Genomic DNA, 23,277 nt, shown 5'->3' on the forward strand with positions numbered 1-23,277 from the left:
GGTAAACCAAATACAACAATTGAAGATGTTATGTTAGTAAAGAATGGCAAAATATTTTCCGAAATAGGAATTTAGAAAATAAGGAGACTGGTGTTTATGAAAAAAATAATACCAACATTATTAGTGTTAATACTTATAACAACATTGTTTACAAGTTGCAAATCAAAGAAGAAAGATATAAGTACTGAGGACAAATCTTTAGTTGTAGGAATGGAGCTTGCATATCCACCTTTTGAAACAAAAGATGCAGCAGGTACTCCAAGCGGTGTTAGCGTAGATTTGGCAAGTGCTTTAGGTAAATATTTAAAAAGACCTGTGAAAATTGAAAATACTAATTGGGATGGACTTGTTCCGTCACTTCAGACTGGAAAGGTAGATGTTGTTATATCTTCTATGACTATTACTGATGAACGTAAAAAGGTTGTGGACTTTTCCATTCCATATGCTCATTCCTATCTTGCATTATTAGTAAATAATAACACCAGTGTAAATAAAATTGAGGACTTAAATCAAGAGGGTAAAATTATAGATGTTAAAAAAGGGACTACAGGATATATATATGCAACAAAATTTTTGACAAAAGCAAAGATAAATGCGCTTTCATCAGAAAATGCATGTGTTACAGAAGTTACTCAAGGAAAAGCAGATGCTTTTATTTATGATCAGCTAACAATTTACCGTCAGAATCAGTCTAATAAGGACACTACAAAGGCTATATTAATACCGTTCCAGGACAGTGAGAATTGGGGAATGGCTGTTAAGAAAGAGAATTCTGAACTATTAAATAAAATAAATGATTTTCTAAAAGAATACAAACAAAATGGTGAATTTAATAATCTTACAAGTAAATATATGCCAGAGGAAAAACAAATTTTTGATAAACTTGGTTTCCCATGGTTTTTCGATTAAGGAGATAATATGAAATATACAACTTATAAAAAGCCCACGGTTTTAAATAAAGTTTTAAGTGCCATTAGTGTAGGTCTAATTCTAATTGGTTTTGTTTGGTTATCTGTGGATTCAGCTGGCTTGGAATTAGATTTTACAACGCTGTTTCAATACAAACAGCGGTTATGGCAGGGATTTTTGATGACGATAGTTATATCTATTGGAAGTCTAATAATAAGTCTATTTATTGGTTCATTAACTGCTATTTTTCAAAATTCAAAAATATTAACAATAAATTATCTATGTAAGATATATGTACAGTTAATAAGAGGTACACCACTTTTGGTGCAAATCTACATTTTTTACTATATTATAGGTACCGCTTGGGGTGTTGATAACCGATACTTATCTGGAATTATAATCCTTTCAATATTTGAAGGAGCCTATATTTCTGAAATTATTAGGGGGGGCCTTCAAAGCATTGATAATCAGCAATATGAAATAGCTAAAGCCATTGGACTTACTCCTTTAAAAACCTTTCAGCTTGTTACATTTCCTATTTTAATGTCAAGAATATTGCCAGCACTAGCAGGCCAGTTTTCATCCATAATAAAGGATTCGTCTCTACTTTCTGTAATTGCGGTGATTGAACTTACACAAACAATACAAGAAATATCAGCAGACAACTTTAGAATGTTCGAAAATTATATATTTGTTGGATTCTTATACTTTATACTTACTTTTTTCATATCAATGTTATCTGGAATGTTTGAAAGGAGGTATAAACATGAATATAGAGCTTAGACATATAGCCAAAAGTTTTGAAGATAAAGTAGTATTACAAGATATATGCTTTGAAAATGATATTACCTCAATTGCCATTATTGGTCCCTCTGGAGGGGGGAAGTCCACTTTGCTTCGTATTATTGGTGGGCTACTTGTACCAAGCTCTGGGGAAATGTATATTGATGGGCAGAAAATTGATTTTAATGAAAAGTTATTGCAAAATTATAGAAGAAACATTGGATTTGTATTTCAATCTAAAGGTCTTTTTGAGCATCTTACAGCTATGGAAAATGTTACGCTTCCACTTATACATAGCTTTGGCATAAATAAAGCACAATCAATACAAACAGCTAATAAGCTTTTTGAGAGATTTGGGTTATCGGAGGAGAAGGACAAATATCCATTTCAGCTCTCAGGGGGCCAGCAGCAGAGAATTTCCATAGCAAGGGCAGTTGCTGTAAAACCAAAACTTTTATTACTAGATGAACCAACTTCAGCCCTTGATCCAGAGTATACTTCGGAAGTGCTAGATATGTTGGGTGAGCTTCAAAATGATGGCCTAAAAACTATAATTGTAACTCACGAAATGGGTTTTGCTAAAAATGCTTGTGAAAAGGCCATATATTTAGCAGATAATAAAATAATTGAAAGTGGTAAAAGCTCGGAAATATTCGAATTCCCTAAATCAGATAAGCTAAAGAGTTTTTTAAATAAGATACTTGAGTGGAAAATATAATAGCGCCATATGGTTTTTAAACATATGGTGCTAAATTTATTAAAGTAGTACTATACTAGAATCCACCATTCTTCGCCTTCATTAAATAATTCAATTGCTTTTCCGTCAATATTACATTTATATCTGACTGCATTATTAAAAAGTTTCATCGTTGTAAGGTTTATATTTCCTTAGTACTAGTATAATACATTTTAAATAAACTTGTCAGTGAAAAATAAATTATTTAGATCTAATAGTTGAGTAAAAAACAGTACCTAAAATAATAATTCCACCTAAAACTTCCCTTAAAGTTGGTATTTCACCTAATAGAAAAACAGCAAAAGTGATACCATAAACTGGCTCAAGGCTCGTAATAATGCCTGCGGTTTGAGTTTTGGTATTTTTCAAACCATTTATGAACAATGTATGAGAAATTCCAGTGAAAACTGTACCTAATAAGATAAGTAATAATATATCTTTAGGTTGAAAAACAGGTTTTTGCAAAAATAAAAATGGAATTAATACAATTGTTGCTACAAGTTGTTCATAAAAAGCAATTACCATACTTGAATAGTCTTTTACATACTTTCTATTAAGCATTGAAAGAATTGCATAAGTAAAACCAGATACTATTCCCCATAAAACACCTTGAGTTAAGTTATTGCTTAGTTCAAACTTTGGAATGACAAGCATTACACCTAAGAATGTAATAATTGCAATTACAATATCTGATAACTTAAATTTCTCTTTAAAAAAATATGGTTCAAGAAAAGTAACAAAAACAGGGAATGTAGAAAATGTGAGTAAGCCTATTGCTACTGTAGACACTTGGATAGCTATAAAAAAAGTGCTCCAGTGGATTGCTAAAATCACACCCATTACTCCCAAATAAAAATAATGTTTATGTTGCTTTAGTTTTATATTTTTCTTAAGATAAAGCATTATAAGTAATAAAAAAATACTTGAAAAAAAAGCTCTCCCAAAAACAATTATCATTGATGGCAACGCTAGCAGCTTCCCAAATAATCCCGATAAACCAAACAAAAAAACAGCTATATGAATTTCCATTAGACTTTTATTTTTTATCTTCAAATAGTTACCTCCAAATAAAATTGTTTTAAATCAAATTATTTATGCCATTAACCGTAGTTTGTTCATTGTCGTTTACAGGAATAACTATGCATTTTTGGCCATTAATTATTTGAGATTTTATTTGAGATATTTTTTCGGGCTTTACTTGAAGTATAATATCATAATCAGGGGTAACATTATTATCTTCTAAATCAGTTGCGCAAGCTTCTTCTAAAACCACATTGTCATCACTAATTTCTGTAGACAGTTGAGTTTCATTATTCAAAGTTTGCTCTTGTTTAACTTGATCAAGTCTAGTTTGAAGTACTTCTACTTGTTTGTAAAGGCGTTCTTCCTTTTTCCTTTGCACATTTGCCTTAAGAGCCTTTGCGTCAATTAAATGTTTTGCTAAAGGGATATCATCACCAAAGGTTTCTACATAGGAGTTTTCAATCATAGTAGTAATTTCAGGTGGAACTTCACTGTCTATAAAAAGGTTTTGTATATCCTTCTTTGTTAAGCTTATAGGTTCAGAATCTTTATCATCATTTAGAGCATTGTATTCTTCTATCATAGTGCTTAGGTTTTCTTGTATGTCCATAAAAATTTTATCAGCCTTATTTTCATCAGTACTAAAAGAATCTTTAATAATTGAGTGGAATGTTTCCTTTTGCACTGTAGCAGTTTGTTTTGAAGTACAACCTAGTGCATTTTCCATTAATTCAGGATGTGTATCCTTTGCATTTTTTGTGTAATACATAATTGAGTTAACATCGCAGCTACGATTAATAAAAGCTGGAAACACAAAGCCATTAGTGGGGGACTCAACTACCCAATCTCTAATACGTGCTTTTATCTTGTTATTTTCTTCAAAGTATCTAAGACCAGGTTCTGAAAGTGAAACTGGGCATATTGCACATAACACATATTCATATACTTCTTCAGATTCATCTATCTTTATATTATCTTTGGTTTTACTAATAACATCATAAGCATCATGAAAAAACAGTATTAAAAAATTACCAGTGTAATCATAATTAGAAATAATCAAATCATAAAAAGTATCAAGAATAGCATCATCTTTTAGTTGACTGTTTTTAAGCTGCATAAGTGAAAGTTGTCTTTCATTTGTAAAATCTTCGTTAGGTTCAAAGTTAAGTTCTAAAATATTATTTCCAATAGGTCCAGACAGTACTTTTTTAGCAATTTCTAAGTATTTAAAGTATTCGTCTTCATCTAAATTTAGAAAGCTTTCTCTGAATTTTAATATAGTATGTTTTTCTCCATTAACATAGCAGCCACACATTTTAGTGAAGGTGCATTGTTCTTTTTTAAAACGTTTTTTTAACTCAAGTATATCTTTTTTTCTCATATATAAACTCCTCAATGTATAGTTTTTATTTGTAGCTATAATTAATATAGTATCATTATTAATTATAGTATTTTTTTTGCATTAAATAAAGGGTTTATATATTCATTAAATTAAAAATATGCGAAAAGCACAGTTGTAAAAAATAACAACTGTGCTTAATCAAATATTATACTATTTTACATTTAGTTAAAATGGGTAATCTAATACATCTTTAAAATATTTTTAAGCAAGTTATCTTGCACAGCAATTGTTGTAATCGTTTCTTGTAATTTTAACCACGATTTTTACAATCATTTTTTCTAGAAGTGAATTATAGGTGATTGCAAAAGCGGGTGCACCTGGTGCAACATCATTTGGATCTAATAACTCATCTAAATCGCCTTCAACAATGGATTCACATATTTCAACGTGGTCAGTTAAAAAGATTTGATCTATCGATTTTACTTCAACAAAAGTTGCGAATTCTATTCTTGTTGTATATTGGTGTACTGGTCCACTTACAGCTTCCTCTGTAAAATCGGTTATTGTCTTATATAATATATTTTTATCAATATATCCATCAATTATTACTTTTGCAGTCCACCATGGGTGGCATATCCCAGGTGCAGTAATTGATGCTAGTTTAAAATTTGTAACTGTAACGACTTTATCAATAGCTACAATACGAAAAATAGGAGGACTTAGTGGTGCTAGTGTTATTTGTTTCACTACTAATTCTTCTTTTTGTCCAAATTTTCCAATTACAGGAATTGGAAGTGCATTTACTGATGCTGGTGTATTAGGAGTTGGAACCATCTTAGTATATGGGTTGCTGCGTACTTTCTCTTTATACATATAATTTAAAACCCCTTTAATATATTTTTAATAACATAGTTCAATAATGAAGATACTTCATTAAGGATTAATGTTATGTAATCCTTCGTTTGTAATATATTTTATGCAGTTAAATTATTTGTGTTACTAGATTTTTGTATAGAAGAAATTATTTATAGGGGCTGCGCGGCCACCTACTATATGGAGTATTAATTGAAAGGACGGTGTTGAAAGGGGGGACGGAAAAATTTGGAAACGTATATGGACAAGTGGTACCATCTAAACTAATAAAAGAGCAGAAATTTCTGCTCTTGATGTTTGTCGGTAACACTCCATTTTCTAGTATATAGTTTGTTGACATAACATAATATTTATACGCACCATTGCAATTAAGCTTAAATATATTCGTATTAATCTTAGACTCCCACTAAATTTTCATGTTTTACAGCTTGTGGCGATTCTTGTAACCACGAATTGTCAATCATTAGATTTGCACCTTTTTTACTATATTTCATTAATTCATATACACAGTTAATGTACTTACCCACAAGGTCGCTTCTTAAGGTTTCTGATATAGACATACACGCACTGCTTATCTGTGTTGAAGATAACATCACTCTTATATAGTTCATCATAAATTTTTCTGAAAAGGGTGAAATTGTAGAATCATTTACAAATGAGTCTGAAGTAGATGGGACTGGGATGCCTTCATTGGTAAACAGTGTAGTTAGTATATCAATATGTTTTGTTGCAATATCTTTTCCTTCAAAAAAATAATCGGAAACATTTTTATCTTTAGAAACTTGACCAAATGCTGTTGCTATCGCTCTATCCATTATACATGTAAAAATATTGCTGAAAACAGCAGTTATTTCGGCTGTAAGTAAAGGTCTTTTTTCTCCAAACCAGTCTGTAATAAAGCTTTGACTTTCTATATATTGGACCTCGTTATTAACTTCTACTCGTGGAGCTCTTATATAGATACCCTTTGCTAACCTTAAATCTACCGAATTGTTTAAAAGGTCAATGTTTTGATTAATAAGTTTTGAAAAGAAAGCTCTAATATCAGAACGTGTTATATGATTTAATATAAGAGTACTTTTATGCATTTGTACTCTTGCCGTATAGCTTAAATAAAGCAAGTAGAAAGAATCACTAAACAAGCGCGGAGAACCTTGGTTTATATCGCTGTCATTAAATCCATCTGGAAGAGTCAGTTTTTCCATGTTAAATATATTTGTTAAATCTTGTATATTCTGATTTGATAAATCTAAAGTTTGTTGTAAAATAGTACGAATTTCACTATCTTCTACATTACTCATAAAATGCTTAATCATACAAACAATCATGGTATTGGCAATATAAGAATTCCATATGCCTGATATTTCTGTTGAAACTAAAGGAATTTTTGCAATATCTGTCATGAATATAACCTCCTGTATTATATTAATTAATTAAATTAGTATCTTGAGCTTATTAAATTTAAACTCCTGCTAATTTTCTTGTTTTACTGCTTGGGGGGGCTGTTGAAACCATGCATTATCAATCATAATATTTGCACCTTTTTTACCATACTTCAAATTTGAAAGTAAATATTTAATGAAAATAGTCTCAAGGTCTCTCCTCGAGTTGTCTGGTACAGCCATACCCAAACTACTTATCCCTTGTGAAGTTAAAGCTGCTATATGATTTAACATCAATTTTTGTGAAAAGGGTGCAACTGTAGAGTCAGTTACAAAAGAATCTGAAGTAGATGGGATTGGAATTGCTTCATTAGTTAAGAGTGAAGTTAATTCACTAATACGTTCCGTTGCAATATCTTTTCCTTCAAAAAAATAATCGGAAACTTTTTTATCTTTAGAAACTTGACCAAATCCCGTTGTTATAGCTCTCCCTACATAATTCGAAAAAATATTGGAGAAAATATGGGTTATTTCATCTGTAAGTAAAGGTCTTTTTTCTCCAAACCAGTCTGTTAAGAAGCTTTGACTTTTTACATATTGGATTTCCTTATTAACTGCTACAAGTGGGGCTCTAATGGCGATTCCCTTTGATAATCTTAAATCTGATGAATTGTTATAAAGGTCAACGTATTCGACAATGCGTTTAGAAAAATAAGCTCTAATATCGGAACGTGCTATCAGATTTAAAATCCGAGTGTAATTATGCATTCCAGTCCTTGACATAAAGGTCAAATAATGAAGGTAGAAAGAATCAGTAAATAGACGTGGAGCATCCATATTTATATCCTTGTTATTAAATCCATCAGGAAGGGTCAGCTTCTCCCTATTAAAAATATTTGTTAATTCTTGTATATGCTGATTTGCTAAATCTGAAGTTTGTTGTAAAATATCACGAATTTCGCTATCTTCTACATTATTTAAAAAATGCTTAGTCATACACACTATCAAAGTATCGCTCATATAAGAATTCCATAAACCTGTTATTTCCGTTGAAATTAAAGGTATTTCCATAATATCTTTCATAAATATAGCCTCCTGTTTCATAATCAATGTATGTAGTATTTGCTTTTTTATAAGTTAATATGTTTGCCTTAAGTAATTTCTAAGTCGTATATAAAAAATGAAACTATAAAATTGAAAAGGTGGAATAGGCATCACTAAATTCAAGAAAATAGGATTCACATTCACCTTATAGCTACTGTTTAGATAGCTGATTTTATTGCAGCATTATTGGCTGGACTTTTTAATTTCCTAAGTCCTAATAATGTCAATAAACCAAATCCTACCTTAGAGAAAATTGGAAGAATTATAAATAGATAAGTATCTACTCTCTGAGAAACTAATGCTAATCCAGATGGTCCAATTATCCAAGTAGTTGGATAACCAATCCATAGTATTGATAAATATCCTGATAAGATTAAGTAAAGCTTATACAGATTGGGGTTTTGTTCACGTGCAATATTTCTGATAGGCACCCAAATTAACCATTGGATAACTAGAAATGCTATCATACCAATGGAGAACCAAATGTACCTATTGACGCCTGTAGATAAATCAGCAATTAAACCACACAATACCATTACTACATCAGCTGTCATGATTCCAATTATAATTACTTTGTTTTTAGGTACATAATACATTGCTGTTAAACAAAGAGACAATAGTAAAAGAGGTGTAGTGACAACCCAATCTAAATAACGTGCATAGAATGTTATTTGGTTGGCTATTTCTATCATCCCTTGACCAATTGCCATAGATGTATAAGCAATTGCAGAACACATTGGTATCAGAAAACTGAAACTCCCACGCATAAATGCAGGGGGTTCTTAAGTACTAAATAACTTTCTTTAACATCACGAATGACAGTTAACACTAATTATTTTCCCTAAGAATTTCACCATCAAGAATTGCTCCCAATCCATTAGCGATAGCATAACGCCCATTTCAAGACGTTTTTTATATTTTAGATTCCTATACTACTTAAATTATTCATTCCTTGCAATCTTCTAACTTCCTTATTATGCAATTCTAAAAACTTATCAAACCCTTCACTACATTTCTCAAAATGTATGTTGCATAAATCTTCAGCAACATTTTTTATTAAGTATGCGGAATATATATCCCTTTGCACTTTAATTTCCTCTCCATTATACTCAAAATAATTCCATCTTTGAGATAGTTTCTTTTTATTGTATTCATGGCTTAAATGGTTGTACTGTGACGCTTTTACTTCTCTAGTATTAATTTCAAAGTATTTTCCACCTTTAGCTTTTAATTTGTTTGCCAATATAGTTAGAAATTTACTAGGGGCTTTATTTGCAAGTGATTTCCCAAATCGTTTCTTCTTATTAATCCTTCCAGTTTTCTCATTTACAGTTGTTTTTCTAGCACGTTTTTGTAGTGTCTTAAAATTCATTTCTTCAACATATACCACATTACAATTTTTTAATAACTCATTGCCCATTATGTTATGATCTTGCTGTCTTAGATCAGTCTGTTGTCTATATAAATCTTTTAGTTTGTTTTTAGCTTTGCTATATTTCTTCGAAAACTTCCATTCTAATTTAATACCTTTTTTAATAGTACCATTTTCATTGAAGTTATTAGGATTAAATTTTCTCTTACTTCTATCCATATACCTTTGAATTCTACGTTTTTTATTTTCAATATTCTGTACATGTGGAGCCAATTCATATAGCTTAACATCATAATCAGAAGTATAAGCAACTGTTTGTGTACCTATATCTATTCCGCAATCTCCAATTCCTATATCATTTCTAATCTCTCCAGTCTCTTTGTTAACCTTAACAGGAGCTCCCCCCTCTAAAACTATTTGAAGTATATATTTATATCTTCCGCGTACAAATTTTCTTTTAATTCTACAGAAGCATATATTGTTACTCAAAGTATCTATCTCATATTGGTTATATATATTAAAGTTTGTTCCAATCTTTAACCCATTTCATTTAAAAATATTTGTTTCAATATCATATCTTATGCCAGTGCCATTAGATTTACCTTCTAATGAATTCAACTGGTTATTTCGGCCTTTAAAATGAACTTGTTCACCTTTGCCAAACAGATTAGCTTCTAAAGCTTTCCATACTCTTGATGCAATCTTTTGAGCAGTGAAACTGTCTACATTGTTTTTAAATGTATGCTGCGTTGATTTTACATCTTGATGAAGTAAATATTCTGTCAGCCTAAATTCTTTAAGCATTTCATTTTTAATATCAAAATATGGAATACAAAGCTTACTCAATTCTTTCTTATCATAACTTTTAAAACTCTTGTAGATATTTGCTAATTCATTTTGATTATTTCTCCATTTCTTAGTCTTGCACATTTCTTTGTATCTTTTCAAAGCTTTACCTAGAACTGAATTATAGATAAGTCTACCGATATCAAAGCGTGCATCTAAAATGTCTTCCTGCCACCTTTCAGTTTTAAGTTTTAAATTCAATACAAATCGTTGTTTAGGTTCTTTTTTAGCCATGAATATTCACCTCACTTTCTCTAAACCTTAATGTCTTATTTTTTGCATTTCTATATATTTTTATGCACGTATTGCTATTTATTAATCATTTGTTGCCTATCGGCAAGTGCTATTCATCCCACACCTCAAGGAGTGGGCTTTACACACAAAATATTGTAATAAAGTAATCCATCTTTGGAACACGTTTTGGATTTTTGCTCATAATAATTATCGCTATTGCACCGCCAGCCATTATGGCAACGTAAAGCCAGTGCAATATAATGAACTCAGAATTCATAATGTCACAACCTTTCTAAAATTTTGTTAGTAATGTTACATAGTTTTGTCATTTTTAAAATATTTATGCTTCTTCTTATTCATTTCTGCTATGAATAAAACTGTAATTTTGTTTTATCAAAGGAGGATTTCTGCGTTTACTTATCAATCGGCTCCTGGCTATGTTTTTAAAAAAGTGAAGAGCTATACTTGCTTAAGAGAAATTAGATTTTTTTGAGAGGAAAGTTGTGAAGAGATTCTATCTTTTAGAGGATAGCCTTAAGGAAATAGCCTGTGAGGGGAGGAATGCAGCATGTTTGATGCATTTGTTAAACTGGCTAATACAGTTGGCTTCCCTATAGGAGTGAGTATATATCTTTTAGTTAGATTTGAGAAGAAAATTGAGGATCTCAATAAATCTATCTCTAATTTAACAGCAGTTATATCCGCCGTTATAGGAAAATCTGAAAAATAAGGTTGCCGAATCTGGTATCCTTATTTTTTTAGTTTTATTTTAAAAACTCCACATGCGTTACAGGTAGAGCCTCGCTTCGCTATCTAACAAATAATATATTTATAAAAATGAAAAGGGAACGTTATTTGAAAATTCATATAATTGGGCTCTAGGAATAAAAGAAAAATTCGAAAATGATATGGTAAAACAGGTTGGTATCATGGTTAAGTAATATATGATTTTGACAAACAAACAGAAACATATAAATAGAATCGGGTTGACCTATACTTGCTAAAAATAAGCATCCAGCCTTTTGTATTTTTACTTTAATCAATCACCTAATGTTACCAAATATATAAAAATTATTCAATAATCCATTGACTTGTTACTATTTTGGTAATATAATTATATTACCAAATGGATAAAATTACTTTTGTAAAGTGGTGAGCTGATGGCAGTTAATTATGAAATGAAAATTTTAAGTGCCGAAAATAATAAACAAGATGCTTTGATTAGAGGGAGGATTTAACAATGGCTAAATATAGACAGCTGTATACTGAGTTCTGGAGTGATGGTTTTGTAATGGATTTAACACCTGAAGAAAAGTTTTTCTATCTTTATTTAATGACTAATTCGAAAACCAGTCAGTGTGGTATTTATGAACTTCCAAAACAAATCATAGTTACTGAGACTGGTTATAATAGAGAAACTATAGACAAGCTTCTTAATAGGTTCTGTGAGTACAATAAGATAGTTTATTGTAATGAAACAAAAGAAATCATGATTATAAACTGGATAAGATTTAATCCGCCAAACAATATAAATGCAATAAAATGCGTAAATAAAGAATTGTGTAAAGTGAAAAATTTTAAATTTATTGAGATGCTTTATCAGAGGTGTGAGGTGGAGGATTTAGAGATAGAGAAAATATTTGAGGGGCTTTATAGGGGCTTACAAGGGGCTACTAAGGATACTCCGAATATTAAATCAGTAAGTGATGAAAAACCTTGTGATAATCAGAAGACTGAGGAAAATCAATGCTTTGCACCTTTATACAATACTGAGGAAAGGGGCTATGAAGGGGCTTATAAGGGGCTACCAAGTAATAGAATAAGAAGTAATAAAGAAGAAATAAAAAGTAATAAGCAAAAAGCAATAAATAAAGAAGAAGAAGTAAGAAGTACTAAAAATAATTCTGCTTCTGACAATTCAAGTGTAATTAAAGTTTTCGAAAATAATATTCATCCACTGTCACCACTAGAACATGAAAAGCTAATGGACTTTACACGGGATGTAAGCTGCGAAGTGGTTATTATGGCAATTGAGGAAGCAGTAAATTATAACGCTAAAAATATTAAGTATATAACTAAAATAATAAACTCCTGGATAGGCAGAGGTATTAAGACTACAGATGATGTACGAGCTTATCAAAGGGAATGGGATAATAAAAAGAATTCATCTGCAAATGGAAATAAAAAAAGGGGTACTTTCTGCGATTATGACCAAAGGCAATATGACTTTGATGAGCTTGAGAAAAAGCTATTGGGGTGGAGTGAGCCTGAGAAGAAAGTTTATTTAAAAAGTGGACAAGATGTTGATCATTTAACATATTATAAAGGACGGTGTGTATTATGGAAGACCTAGTTCAGCAAGGGTATCTTTCTGTTATTAAAGTGATTGGTATGTACAAACTAGGCAGTAACAGCTTTAATGGATACTGCATAAATGCTATTAAAACTAATTTCAAAGCTCTTTTAAAGGGTAAAATAAAGCATTATAGAGAAGTTCCAAATTCAGAGCTTATAAGTCTAGGTGCAGCTGCAGATTACAGTTTTACCTTAGAAGATGAGGTAATAGCTTACGAGGAAGTTAAAAAGCTCTATGCTGCACTAGAGAAATTAGAGCCCTCTGAGAGAGAAGTTGTGGAGAGATTCTACCTATTAGAGAATAGCCTTAAAGAAATAGCCTGTGAGGGAGACAATAGTTATTATCACTATGCGAGAGTTAAAAATAAAGCTTTAGCTAAACTAAGAAAGTATATTTAAAAAACATATGCAAAATAATTTTAAAAAGCATATATATTATTTATGACGGTGAGGGGAGGAATGCAGCATGTTTGATGCATTTGTTAAACTGGTTAATACAGTTGGCTTCCCTATAGGAGTGAGTATATATCTGCTTGTTAGATTTGAGAAGAAAATTGAGGATCTCAATAAATCTATCTCTAATTTAACATCAGTTATATCCGCCGTTATAGGAAAATCTGAAAAATAAGGATACCGAATTTTGTATCCTTATTTTTTTACTTTTATTTTCAAAAAAAACGCAATAACTTTTGGAAGAGCATATATATGCTGTGAAAAGAAAAAAAGAAAGGAGTGATTCAGTATGGCAGTAGTATCTACAAAGGTAGCAAGCACATTAAAGCTTACTATGAAAACTGGAGTTGACATCAAAGGTAAAGACACTTATGCAACAAAAAGATTAAGCAATCTAAAGGTTGCTGCACTAGACGAGGACGTTTTTGCTGTAGGGGAAGCTATCTCAAACATCAAAACATATCCGTTATTCAGACTAGACAGAGAAGATCAGTTCAACTTAGTTAGTGAATAGTTTTAGCTATGAGGGTTAAATAATTTAAAGGAGGGAAAAGGATATGCATAAATTAGTTATGAGATTTTTAACAGCTACAGAAGGTAAGTATTTTACTTTAACTGTAGATGACATTAAAGCTGATGGGGATGGAGTTCCAACTGTGACAGATGTTGAGGTAAATGCGCTCATGGATTTAGTCATTGCAAAGAGCATTTTTGAATCAGCCAGTGGTAACTTAACTGGCAAGAAAGATGCTAAAGTAGTTACTACTGATACTAATACAGTTGACGTAGCATAGTGAAGATCTTCCACTAAGATTAATTCTTGGTGGAAGATTTTTTTATTAAAAAGTTAAATCAGAGAAGTTAAGGATGTTGTATTTGTTATAGGATAGTAAAGCTCCTGAGGTATAATCAATAAAAGGTAAAAAACTATTTACATTTTGTTAGAGTTAGTGTTAAAATGAAAATGTAAAATGGTTTTTACATTATGGGAGTTATTATTATGAAAAAAATATTGTGCGTTGTTATGTTTTATAGTTATTTTAGTGGTGGGTAAGTTACTTATAATTTAAATAAGGGAGTGATTTTTATGAGAAAAATGGATGAGATGGAACTTAGTATTAGTTTAAAAGCGATAAAATGGGCTTGGGGTTATACAATCCTATTTTTATTTGTTTGGGTTATCTATGAATTCACTCAGACAGGAGTATTGGGTTTAGGATTTCTTCTTTTAATATCGCAAAATCTTGTGCTTTTAGGAACTCAATCTTTTTTGAAGTGGAAACTTGGCAAAGATGAAAAATAATATAAGAGAATTAAGAAAACAACTTGGATTTAGACAGGAGGATATAGCGACCATGCTTGGCGTTACAAGGCAGACCATAAATGCTATTGAAAATGAAAAGTATAATCCTACTCTGGAATTAGCTATGAATCTTGCTAAACTATTAAATACTACGGTCGAAAAATTATTTATACTTAAAGCTCTACCCTCAAAGGAAACAAGTCCTACTGATAAGCATCAGTAGGACTTTGTTTTGGGTTATGATACTATTATTTTAAAAAACTCCACACGCGTTACGGGTAGAGTTTCGCTCTAAAGCTAAAGCAAACTTACATAAGTTAGAAATAAAATTTAAAGCTTATGTATTCTATTAGAAATTAAGATGGAAAAACTATTTATGATATAGTTTTTAGCTATCTTAATTCCAATATATAATTTCAAGTTAATATGTATTGTAATAATTAGAATAATAGAAGGAAATTGTAATTTTATGTTGAATATATAAACTATACAACAATTTGAAATATTTAAAGTATTTAGGGAATAAATACTTTGAGCTTAGTAAAATGCAATTAACAAAGGAGTGACAATATGCTATGCGCTCATATTAATCCAATAACTTTTAAGGAACAAAGCGTTAAGGAACACTTATATAATGTTTCTATTATGTCCAAGGAGTATGGTGCGAAAATTTCATTAGATGCTACTGGAGAATTAATTGGTATTCTACATGATATGGGAAAGGGAACAAAAAAATTTGATTCGTATATACGCTATTCTTCTAAGCACCCTAAGGATAAATCTCTTAAGGGTACAATAAATCATTCTACTGCTGGTGCAAAGTATATTTATGATAATTTTTATAATGCTGATGACCAATATCAAAAGTTTACAGCTCAAATTATTTCACTTGCTATTTGTTCTCATCATGGAGGGCTTATTGATTGTTTAGATCTTAAGGGTATGGATAAATTTACAGATAGAATGAGTCCGCATAAGGATGTTTTATACGATGAGGCACTGAATTATTTTAAGGAAGAATGTTTTGAAATTGAACAAATCAAAGAATTGTTTAATAAAGCGACGAAAGAGATAAAAGCTATTCTTATTAAAATCAATAAGATAGATAGCTCTGCTAGATTTAAGTGGTTTGCATTTGGGATGCTAGAGAAATATCTTTTTAGTTGCGTTATTGATGCAGATAGATATGATACCTACACATTTATGGAGGGTAAAGAACAGAATATTAATATTGATAGAGTAGTTTTATGGAATGAGCTTTCTGCTTTGTTAGAATTTAAACTAGAAGGCTATCCCAAAGTAACTAAGATAGATTTATTGAGGGTGGAGGTGTCCTCATCTTGTAAGGATTTTGCAGTAAATAAGCCTGGAATATATCACCTATCTGTGCCAACGGGTGGAGGAAAGACACTTTCAAGTTTGAGATATGCTTTAGCTCATGCAAGGGAATTTAAGAAAGATAGAATTTTTTATATTATACCCTTTACCACTATAATTGATCAGAATGCTAAGGAAATAAAAGATATTTTAGGTCACGAGGATATGATTTTAGAACATCATTCAAATCTTGTTATTGATTATTCTAAGGACAATGACGAAGAGCTAGAAGCGTATAAGCTTTTAACTGAACGCTGGGATAGCCCTATTATTCTAACCACAATGGTACAGTTTCTTGATACTTTGTTTAGCGGAGGAACTCAAGGCGCTAGGCGAATTCATAACCTGGCAAATTCAGTTATCATATTTGACGAAATTCAGGCCATCCCTATTAAGTGTATAAATATGTTTAATAGTGCTATAAATTTCCTGTCAAACATTTGTAATGCAACAGTTATACTCTGCACAGCAACGCAGCCTCTTTTAGAAAAAACCGAAATGCCAATAAAGCTAAGTGAAAAATCTAATATAATTCCCAATGCACACGAGAAATTTGAACAATTTAAGCGTGTGAATTTGGAGGATAAGATGATTGTTGGAGGGTATAGTGCAAATTCACTAAAGAATTTTATTATAGACAAAATGAATCACGTGAAAAGTTTATTGGTGATTTTAAATACTAAGAATTCAGCTAAGGAAGTTTTTAATGAATTACAGGCAGCGAATAAAGAATTACCAAAAGAAAAACAATACATTCTTTTTCATTTGAGCACCAATATGTGCCCCTCTCATAGAATGAGTATTTTAAAGGATATGAGAGATAAATTAGGCGAGGAGAGGGTTATTTGTATTAGTACTCAATTAATAGAAGCTGGTGTTAATATTTCCTTTGGGTGTGTTGTTCGTTCTCTTGCGGGCCTTGATAATATTGCACAGGCTGCAGGAAGATGCAACCGACATGGGGAAAATGAGGATTGCAGTGAGGTTTATATAGTTAATATTGAAGGCGAAAATGTGAGTAAATTGGTGGACATTAAAGCAGGCCAGCAGTGTACAGAACGAGTTTTACGTGATTTTAAAGAAAATCCCAATATATTTGATAATGATTTACTTTCACAAAGGGCAATGGAAAGGTATTACAAATATTATTTTTATGAGCGAAGGAATCAAATGAATTATACTTTATCAAAGGAAAACAGCGATAAATCAATGTATGGTATATTATCAGGAAATACTGAGGCGGCTAATGAATTTAGTAGTAGAAACGGATACAAAGCAAAATTAATGTTAAAGCAAGCATTTAAAACTGCGGGAAAAGAGTTTCAGGTAATTGACCAAAATACTACAGGCATAATTGTTCCCTATGGTGAGGGGGAGCATCTTATAACTCTTATAAATGGAGAATGTAGTTTGAGTGAGTTAAAACAGTATTTAAAAAGGGCACAACAATTTTCTGTGAATTTATTTGAACAGGATAGAAGAAAACTAGAAGAAAAAGGAGCACTTATTGGATTAAAAAATAATGCAGTAATTGCCTTAAGAAAAGAATTTTATACAGATGAGGTTGGTGTTACCTTTGATAATTCACCAATGGAATTTTGCAATTTTTAAGGAGGTCGAGTCTATTGGAATACAAAAATATAGTTGAATTTAAAGTTAGTGGGAGATATGCACTTTTTAGTGATCCTATCAACAGAATTGGAGGAGAGAAGTTTTCCTATCAAGTTCCTACATATCAAGCACTAAAGGGAATCATGGAGAGTGTTTATTGGAAACCTACATTGATTTGGATAATAGATGAGGTAAGGGTTATGAATTTAATTAAAACACAATCCCAAGGTATTCGTCCAATTAATTTTGGTAAAGAGGGAAACACACTGTCTATATATACTTATCTAGCAAATGTTGAATATCAAGTTAAAGCTCATTTTGAGTGGAACTATAATCGTCCCAGTCTAGAGAAAGATAGAAACGAGAATAAGCATCATATAATAGCTAAAAGAATGATTAAATGTGGTGGTAGACGAGATGTTTTCCTTGGAACACGGGAGTGTCAAGCGTATGTAGAACCCTGTAAATTTGGAGAGGGAGAGGGAGCTTATGATGATTATGGGTCACTTTCCTTTGGGCTAATGTTTCATGGTTTTGACTATCCAGATGAAACTGGGGAGAACAGCCTGACAGCCAGACTTTGGACACCAATAATGAACAATGGTTATATAAAATATTTAAAACCTGATGAATGCACTATAAAACGGGAACTATCATCTATGAAACCTAAGGTATTTGATGAAACTAACTTCAGTGGATATTCAGAGTTTGAAAAGGAGGGGGAGATTATTGAGTTGGATTCAGAAACTTTATGATACCTATGAGAATTGTAAGAGTGAAGTAGGGGTTGTAGGAACAGATGAGAGAAAAACTCCACTTCTTCCTATTGCACATTCAACCCAAAATGCACAAATAGAAGTTGTTCTTAATGGAGAAGGGGATTTTCTAAGTGCAAGAATAATTGGAAAAGAAGAAACTGTTACAATTATCCCTGTAACGGAAGATTCCGCAGCAAGAGGTAATGGAATAATACCTCACCCGCTATGTGATAAATTGCAATATGTTGCCGGGGATTATGCAACTTACGTAGAGAAGAAAAATGCAGCAGGATTCTACACTGAGTACATAAAGAAGCTTGAGGGCTGGTGCAATTCTCATTATTGCAATAGGAAAGTTAGTGGAATTTTAAGTTATCTAAAAAAGAAATCAATTATTTCAGATTTGATAAGTCAAAAGCTATTGTTATGTGATGATTCTGGTCTTCTTTCTAAAGGTGTAAAGATGGGGACAAGTGACCAAAGTGATGCTTTTATAAGATTCAGAGTTGAATTTGAAGGAGAGAATGAATCAGCGGTATGGCTTGATCCAGAGGTATATGAGAGCTATATTAATTACTATTTAAGTCTTCAACAAGAAGTAAATTTGTGTTATGTAAAAGGAAAGGAAATTCCTTGTTCAGAAAAACATCCGGCAAAGATTAGGCACACAGGAGATAAGTCGAAGTTGATTTCAGCAAATGATGATGCTGGATTTACATATCAAGGACGACTTGGAGGCAAAAGTGATAAAAATAAAGTTGTAAGTATAGGATATGAGACTTCACAAAAGGCTCATAATGCACTACGCTGGCTTATTGATAAGCAGGGTTATAAAAATGGAGATCAGGTGATAGTAGCTTGGGGTACCAACAATCAAGAATTACCTGAAATCTTTGAAGATACTTATGATAGCATGTTTGAGGAGGAAGAGATACTTACTATTTCAACAGAAAAAGAATTTGCGAAAAGACTTAATAAAGCTATTGCAGGTTACGGCTCCGATATTGATACAAAGGCAGAAATTATAATAATGGGATTAGATGCAGCAACAGTAGGACGATTATCCATAACCTATTACCGTGAGCTTAATGGCGTTGATTTTTTAAATAGGATTGAGAATTGGAATAAAACTTGTATTTGGAAACATTCTTATAAGAATGTACCTGATGGAGTTAGTGAAAAAGGAAAACCGAAATTTAAACATATTACTTTTATTGGCTCTCCTTCTCCTAAAGATATAACTATATCAGCTTATGGAAGTAAAGTAAGTGACAAGTTGAAGAAAGCAACTGTTGAGAAGTTATTACCGTGTATTATTGATGGTGCTAGGTTACCGTATGATCTTGTTAATTCAGCATTGAATCGTGTTTCAAATCCAATCTCTATGGAAAATTGGGAGTGGGAAAAAGCATTAACTATAGTTTGTGCATTAATTAAAAAATATAGATATGATAAATTTAAGGAGGAATGGTCAATGTCACTTGATGAAAAGCAGAATGATAGAAGTTATATTTTTGGAAGACTTTTAGCCGTTGCACAACAAATTGAAGAATACGCGTTAAATACCGCAGGAGAAAAAAGAGATACAAATGCAGAAAGGTTAATGCATCAATTTAAAATTCACCCTTATAGAACATGGGGAATTATTACAGATAAGCTTAAGCCATATATGGCAAGATTAGGGCTAAAGGGTACAAGTTTAACTGAATTAATGACAAAGATAAATTCTATGCTGCCATATGAGGATTTTACAAGTCAAAGGAAATTAGATGATAGTTATATTTTAGGATATTATTGTCAAAGACAAGTTTTTATTGATGAGAAAAATAAAAGAATAGAGGAAAGTGCAAAAAAGAAATTACAAAAAATAAACGAAGGAGTGAATTAATATGAGCAAATTTATAAATAAAATAGATTTTGCAGTTATTGTTTCTGCAAAAAATGCAAATCCTAATGGAGACCCATTAAACGGAAATAGACCTAGAGAAAATTATGATGGTTTTGGAGAAATTTCTGATGTGTGTATTAAAAGAAAAATTCGGAATCGCTTTCAAGACATGGGTAAGCAAATATTTGTTCAATCAGATGAAAGAAGAACTGACGGTTTTAGAAGTCTTAAGGATAGAGCTGAAGGATGCCCAGAGCTTAAAAAATCAAATAAGGATAAGGAAAACTATGCTAAAATAGCGTGTGAAAAATGGATTGATGTGAGGAGTTTTGGTCAAGTATTTGCATTTAAAGCAGGTGAAGATAATTCTGTTTCAGTAGGTATAAGAGGGCCAGTTTCAATTCACTGTGCAGTAAGTGTTTCTCCAATTGAAATATCAAGCATGCAGATAACAAAAAGTGTTAATGGTGAGACTCAAAAAGACCCTGATAAGAAAAGTTCAGATACAATGGGAATGAAGCACAGGGTTGAGTTCGGTGTTTACGTAATATATGGGAGCATTAATACTCAACTTGCAACAAAAACAGGTTTTAGTGAAGAGGATAGTGACATTATTAAAAAGGCTTTAATTACACTTTTCGAAAATGATTGTTCCTCTGCTCGTCCTGATGGTAGCATGGAGGTATGTAAGCTCTATTGGTGGAAACATAATGCGCAGATGGGTCAATATTCTTCTGCAAAGGTGCATAGAAGTTTAAAGATAGTTCCAATGATAGATATACCAAAAAATATTAGTGATTACAAAATTTCTAATGAAACATTAGATGGTCTAACTCCAGAAATATATGATGGAATATAAAGAAGACGATTTTTTGCTATTGTCTGGGATACAGCACTTTGTATTCTGTAAGCGTCAGTGGGCATTAATACACATTGAACAACAATGGCAAGAAAATCTTCGCACTATTGAGGGTGAAATTCTTCATGAGAAAACGCATGATGAGACAGTAAAAGAAAAACGTGGTGATTTGATTATTTCAAGAGGCATGGCTATTTTCTCTCGCACACTTGGAATAACTGGAGCTTGTGATGTTGTTGAATTGCATAAGTCACAAGATGGGGTAAATATATTTGGTAGGGAAGGAACTTATAAGCCTGTTCCTGTAGAGTATAAACGTGGGAAACCAAAAGAGGATGAATCAGATCTTCTGCAATTATGCGCGCAGGCAATGTGTCTTGAAGAAATGCTATTATGTAAAATTCCAGAAGCGTTTTTATTCTATTGGGAAACAAAACGTAGGCTTAAAGTTATACTTGACAATGAGTTACGGGAGCACGTTAGAATAATAACTAAAGAAATGCATGAATTATATGCCAAAAGATACACACCTAAAGTCAAACTATCTAAAAGTTGCAAAGCATGTTCACTTACTGAGGTCTGTATGCCGAAATTATGCAAAAATCTCTCTGCTTGTGATTATATTAAGAAAAATCTTTTGGAGGTGGAATAATGAGGAAATTACTAAATACACTTTATGTTACTTCTCCAAATACCTATTTATCGCTTGATGGTGAGAATATTGTAATTTTAAAAGAAAACATAGAAATCTCAAGAATTCCATTGCATAACCTTGAAGGGATTGTTGCTTTTGGTTATACTGGTGCAAGCCCAGCATTAATGGGAGCTTGTGCAAAACGTAATATTGCATTAAGCTTTATGAAACAAAGTGGTAGATTTCTTGCAAGGATAGTTGGCGAAGTTAGGGGGAATGTAACTTTAAGAAAGGCTCAATACAGGATTTCGGATAATACAGATGAAAGCAATAAGATTGCTAGAAATTTTATTATAGGAAAGATTTATAATGCGCGTTGGGTAATTGAGCGTGCAACTCGGGACTATGCAGTACGACTTGATGTTGCCAAATTAAAAGGAGTTTCTAAAACTCTTGTAAATTCACTTAAATTGGTTCAACAGAGTGGTGATTTAGATCAACTTAGAGGATATGAGGGAGAAGCAGCATCACAGTATTTTAGCGTGTTTGATGATTTAATTCTTCAACAAAAGGATTCATTTTATTTTCATGGCCGAAATAAACGCCCTCCACTTGATAATGTCAATGCAATGCTATCATTTGTATATACACTACTAGCGCATGATGTTGCTGCAGCGTTAGAAACAGTTGGGCTTGACCCTTATGTGGGATTTTTACATCGAGATAGACCTGGGAGGATTTCACTTGCCCTTGATATGATGGAGGAATTACGTTCTGTTTATGCAGATCGATTTGTTATTTCGTTAATCAATAAAAGAGAAATAAATGCAAGTGGTTTTACCCAAAAGGAAAATGGTGCTGTTATTATGGACGATGACACAAGAAAAAATCTGTTAAAAGCTTGGCAGAGTAAAAAGCAGGAGGTAATTACACACCCATTTTTACAAGAAAAAATACAATGGGGACTTATACCTTATGCACAGGCAATGTTGTTGGCTAGGTTTATTCGTGGTGACCTGGATGGATATCCAACCTTTATGTGGAAGTAGGTGATAAAATGTTAGTATTAATAACTTATGATGTAAATACACAAACACCAAGTGGTGTGCGACGTTTGCGTCAGGTTGCAAAGCAATGTGTAAATTATGGTCAACGTGTCCAAAATTCAGTGTTTGAATGTATACTAGATGCAGCTAAATGTCGTGAAGTTCAGCATAAACTTGAGAAAATTATTGATAAGAATACGGATAGTTTGCGGTTTTATTATTTAGGGAATAATTATAAAAGCAAGGTTGAACATATCGGGGCAAAGGATTCATTCGACGTTGAAGGTCCACTTATTATTTAGTGCGAATATATAGTGAACATGAAATAACCGTATCCTTCGCACCATAAATATAAGAGCAATTCTTTAAAACAGTAAAATATATGATAG

At 31.9% G+C, this 23,277-nt stretch carries 26 protein-coding genes; 18 read left to right on the plus strand and 8 right to left on the minus strand.

What is annotated here, in order from left to right; translation table 11 throughout:
- The first annotated feature begins 96 nt into the window (after window positions 1-96).
- From ACREWB_RS08490 to ACREWB_RS08500, 3 genes are read left to right on the plus strand one after another with little or no spacing between them, the layout of a single operon-like run.
- Window positions 97-909, plus strand: coding sequence for a transporter substrate-binding domain-containing protein (locus ACREWB_RS08490; protein WP_431547023.1), 813 nt, complete (start codon window positions 97-99; stop codon window positions 907-909).
- Window positions 910-918: 9 nt separating this feature from the next.
- A complete protein-coding gene (locus ACREWB_RS08495) occupies window positions 919-1,692 on the plus strand; it encodes an amino acid ABC transporter permease (RefSeq protein WP_431547024.1) in 774 nt (257 codons plus the stop codon).
- Window positions 1,676-2,410, plus strand: a complete 735-nt coding sequence (locus tag ACREWB_RS08500) for an amino acid ABC transporter ATP-binding protein (RefSeq protein ID WP_431547025.1) — start codon at window positions 1,676-1,678, stop codon at window positions 2,408-2,410. Before ACREWB_RS08495 ends, ACREWB_RS08500 begins: the two co-directional genes overlap by 17 nt.
- A gap of 219 nt (window positions 2,411-2,629) precedes the next feature.
- On the opposite strand, the gene ACREWB_RS08505 is transcribed toward ACREWB_RS08500, so the two are convergent.
- From ACREWB_RS08505 to ACREWB_RS08540, 8 genes are all read right to left on the minus strand, one after another.
- Entirely contained in the window at window positions 2,630-3,481 is an 852-nt protein-coding gene (locus ACREWB_RS08505; RefSeq protein WP_431547026.1) for a DMT family transporter, read from the minus strand.
- A 25-nt stretch (window positions 3,482-3,506) separates the two neighbouring features.
- Window positions 3,507-4,832, minus strand: coding sequence for a DUF4317 domain-containing protein (locus ACREWB_RS08510; protein WP_431547027.1), 1,326 nt, complete (start codon window positions 4,830-4,832; stop codon window positions 3,507-3,509).
- 231 nt (window positions 4,833-5,063) lie between these two features.
- Window positions 5,064-5,666 (minus strand): SPOCS domain-containing protein, encoded by a 603-nt coding sequence (locus tag ACREWB_RS08515; protein WP_431547028.1) that lies wholly within the window; start codon window positions 5,664-5,666, stop codon window positions 5,064-5,066.
- 395 nt (window positions 5,667-6,061) lie between these two features.
- On the minus strand, window positions 6,062-7,069 hold the full coding sequence (locus tag ACREWB_RS08520) for a DUF3231 family protein (protein ID WP_431547029.1): 1,008 nt from the start codon (window positions 7,067-7,069) through the stop codon (window positions 6,062-6,064).
- 69 nt (window positions 7,070-7,138) lie between these two features.
- Window positions 7,139-8,131, minus strand: coding sequence for a DUF3231 family protein (locus ACREWB_RS08525; RefSeq protein WP_431547030.1), 993 nt, complete (start codon window positions 8,129-8,131; stop codon window positions 7,139-7,141).
- Between the two features lie 179 nt (window positions 8,132-8,310).
- A complete protein-coding gene (locus ACREWB_RS08530; RefSeq protein ID WP_431547031.1) occupies window positions 8,311-8,889 on the minus strand; it encodes a bacteriorhodopsin in 579 nt (192 codons plus the stop codon).
- A 182-nt stretch (window positions 8,890-9,071) separates the two neighbouring features.
- The gene (locus ACREWB_RS08535; RefSeq protein WP_431547032.1) at window positions 9,072-10,013 is read right to left on the minus strand and encodes a hypothetical protein; all 942 of its coding nucleotides are present in this window, start codon (window positions 10,011-10,013) and stop codon (window positions 9,072-9,074) included.
- A gap of 57 nt (window positions 10,014-10,070) precedes the next feature.
- Complete coding sequence (locus tag ACREWB_RS08540) at window positions 10,071-10,604, minus strand: hypothetical protein (protein WP_431547033.1); 534 nt, start codon at window positions 10,602-10,604, stop codon at window positions 10,071-10,073.
- A gap of 568 nt (window positions 10,605-11,172) precedes the next feature.
- On the opposite strand from ACREWB_RS08540, the gene ACREWB_RS08545 reads away from it, so the two are divergent.
- The 15 genes from ACREWB_RS08545 (at window position 11,173) to cas2 (ending at window position 23,190) form a co-directional block, all read left to right on the plus strand.
- Window positions 11,173-11,334, plus strand: a complete 162-nt coding sequence (locus tag ACREWB_RS08545; RefSeq protein WP_431547034.1) for a YvrJ family protein — start codon at window positions 11,173-11,175, stop codon at window positions 11,332-11,334.
- Window positions 11,335-11,844: 510 nt separating this feature from the next.
- Window positions 11,845-12,957, plus strand: a complete 1,113-nt coding sequence (locus ACREWB_RS08550; RefSeq protein WP_431547035.1) for a DnaD domain-containing protein — start codon at window positions 11,845-11,847, stop codon at window positions 12,955-12,957.
- Entirely contained in the window at window positions 12,945-13,358 is a 414-nt protein-coding gene (locus tag ACREWB_RS08555) for a sigma-70 family RNA polymerase sigma factor (protein WP_431547036.1), read from the plus strand. Before ACREWB_RS08550 ends, ACREWB_RS08555 begins: the two co-directional genes overlap by 13 nt.
- Window positions 13,359-13,425: 67 nt before the next feature.
- Window positions 13,426-13,587, plus strand: a complete 162-nt coding sequence (locus tag ACREWB_RS08560; RefSeq protein ID WP_431547037.1) for a YvrJ family protein — start codon at window positions 13,426-13,428, stop codon at window positions 13,585-13,587.
- A 114-nt stretch (window positions 13,588-13,701) separates the two neighbouring features.
- On the plus strand, window positions 13,702-13,926 hold the full coding sequence (locus ACREWB_RS08565; RefSeq protein ID WP_431547038.1) for a DUF1659 domain-containing protein: 225 nt from the start codon (window positions 13,702-13,704) through the stop codon (window positions 13,924-13,926).
- 43 nt (window positions 13,927-13,969) lie between these two features.
- A complete protein-coding gene (locus ACREWB_RS08570; RefSeq protein WP_431547039.1) occupies window positions 13,970-14,206 on the plus strand; it encodes a DUF2922 domain-containing protein in 237 nt (78 codons plus the stop codon).
- A gap of 293 nt (window positions 14,207-14,499) precedes the next feature.
- Window positions 14,500-14,715 (plus strand): hypothetical protein, encoded by a 216-nt coding sequence (locus ACREWB_RS08575; RefSeq protein WP_431547040.1) that lies wholly within the window; start codon window positions 14,500-14,502, stop codon window positions 14,713-14,715.
- Window positions 14,705-14,938: a helix-turn-helix transcriptional regulator gene (locus ACREWB_RS08580; RefSeq protein ID WP_431547041.1), complete on the plus strand. Its 234-nt coding sequence runs from the start codon at window positions 14,705-14,707 to the stop codon at window positions 14,936-14,938. The genes ACREWB_RS08575 and ACREWB_RS08580 overlap by 11 nt, the downstream gene beginning before the upstream one ends.
- A 347-nt stretch (window positions 14,939-15,285) precedes the next feature.
- Window positions 15,286-17,703 (plus strand): CRISPR-associated helicase Cas3', encoded by a 2,418-nt coding sequence (gene cas3, locus ACREWB_RS08585; protein ID WP_431547042.1) that lies wholly within the window; start codon window positions 15,286-15,288, stop codon window positions 17,701-17,703.
- 14 nt (window positions 17,704-17,717) lie between these two features.
- The gene (gene cas5c, locus ACREWB_RS08590) at window positions 17,718-18,458 is read left to right on the plus strand and encodes a type I-C CRISPR-associated protein Cas5c (RefSeq protein WP_431547043.1); all 741 of its coding nucleotides are present in this window, start codon (window positions 17,718-17,720) and stop codon (window positions 18,456-18,458) included.
- A complete protein-coding gene (gene cas8c, locus ACREWB_RS08595) occupies window positions 18,433-20,349 on the plus strand; it encodes a type I-C CRISPR-associated protein Cas8c/Csd1 (protein ID WP_431547044.1) in 1,917 nt (638 codons plus the stop codon). The genes cas5c and cas8c overlap by 26 nt, the downstream gene beginning before the upstream one ends.
- A 1-nt stretch (window position 20,350) precedes the next feature.
- Window positions 20,351-21,208 (plus strand): type I-C CRISPR-associated protein Cas7/Csd2, encoded by an 858-nt coding sequence (gene cas7c / locus ACREWB_RS08600; RefSeq protein WP_431547045.1) that lies wholly within the window; start codon window positions 20,351-20,353, stop codon window positions 21,206-21,208.
- Complete coding sequence (gene cas4, locus ACREWB_RS08605; protein ID WP_431547046.1) at window positions 21,198-21,860, plus strand: CRISPR-associated protein Cas4; 663 nt, start codon at window positions 21,198-21,200, stop codon at window positions 21,858-21,860. Before cas7c ends, cas4 begins: the two co-directional genes overlap by 11 nt.
- The gene (gene cas1c, locus ACREWB_RS08610; protein ID WP_431547047.1) at window positions 21,860-22,891 is read left to right on the plus strand and encodes a type I-C CRISPR-associated endonuclease Cas1c; all 1,032 of its coding nucleotides are present in this window, start codon (window positions 21,860-21,862) and stop codon (window positions 22,889-22,891) included. Before cas4 ends, cas1c begins: the two co-directional genes overlap by 1 nt.
- Before the next feature lie 8 nt (window positions 22,892-22,899).
- Entirely contained in the window at window positions 22,900-23,190 is a 291-nt protein-coding gene (gene cas2, locus ACREWB_RS08615) for a CRISPR-associated endonuclease Cas2 (protein ID WP_431547048.1), read from the plus strand.
- The last annotated feature ends 87 nt before the right edge of the window (window positions 23,191-23,277 follow it).

The organism is Clostridium sp. (genome assembly GCF_050717635.1).
Lineage (GTDB): Bacteria > Bacillota > Clostridia > Clostridiales > Clostridiaceae > Clostridium_AD.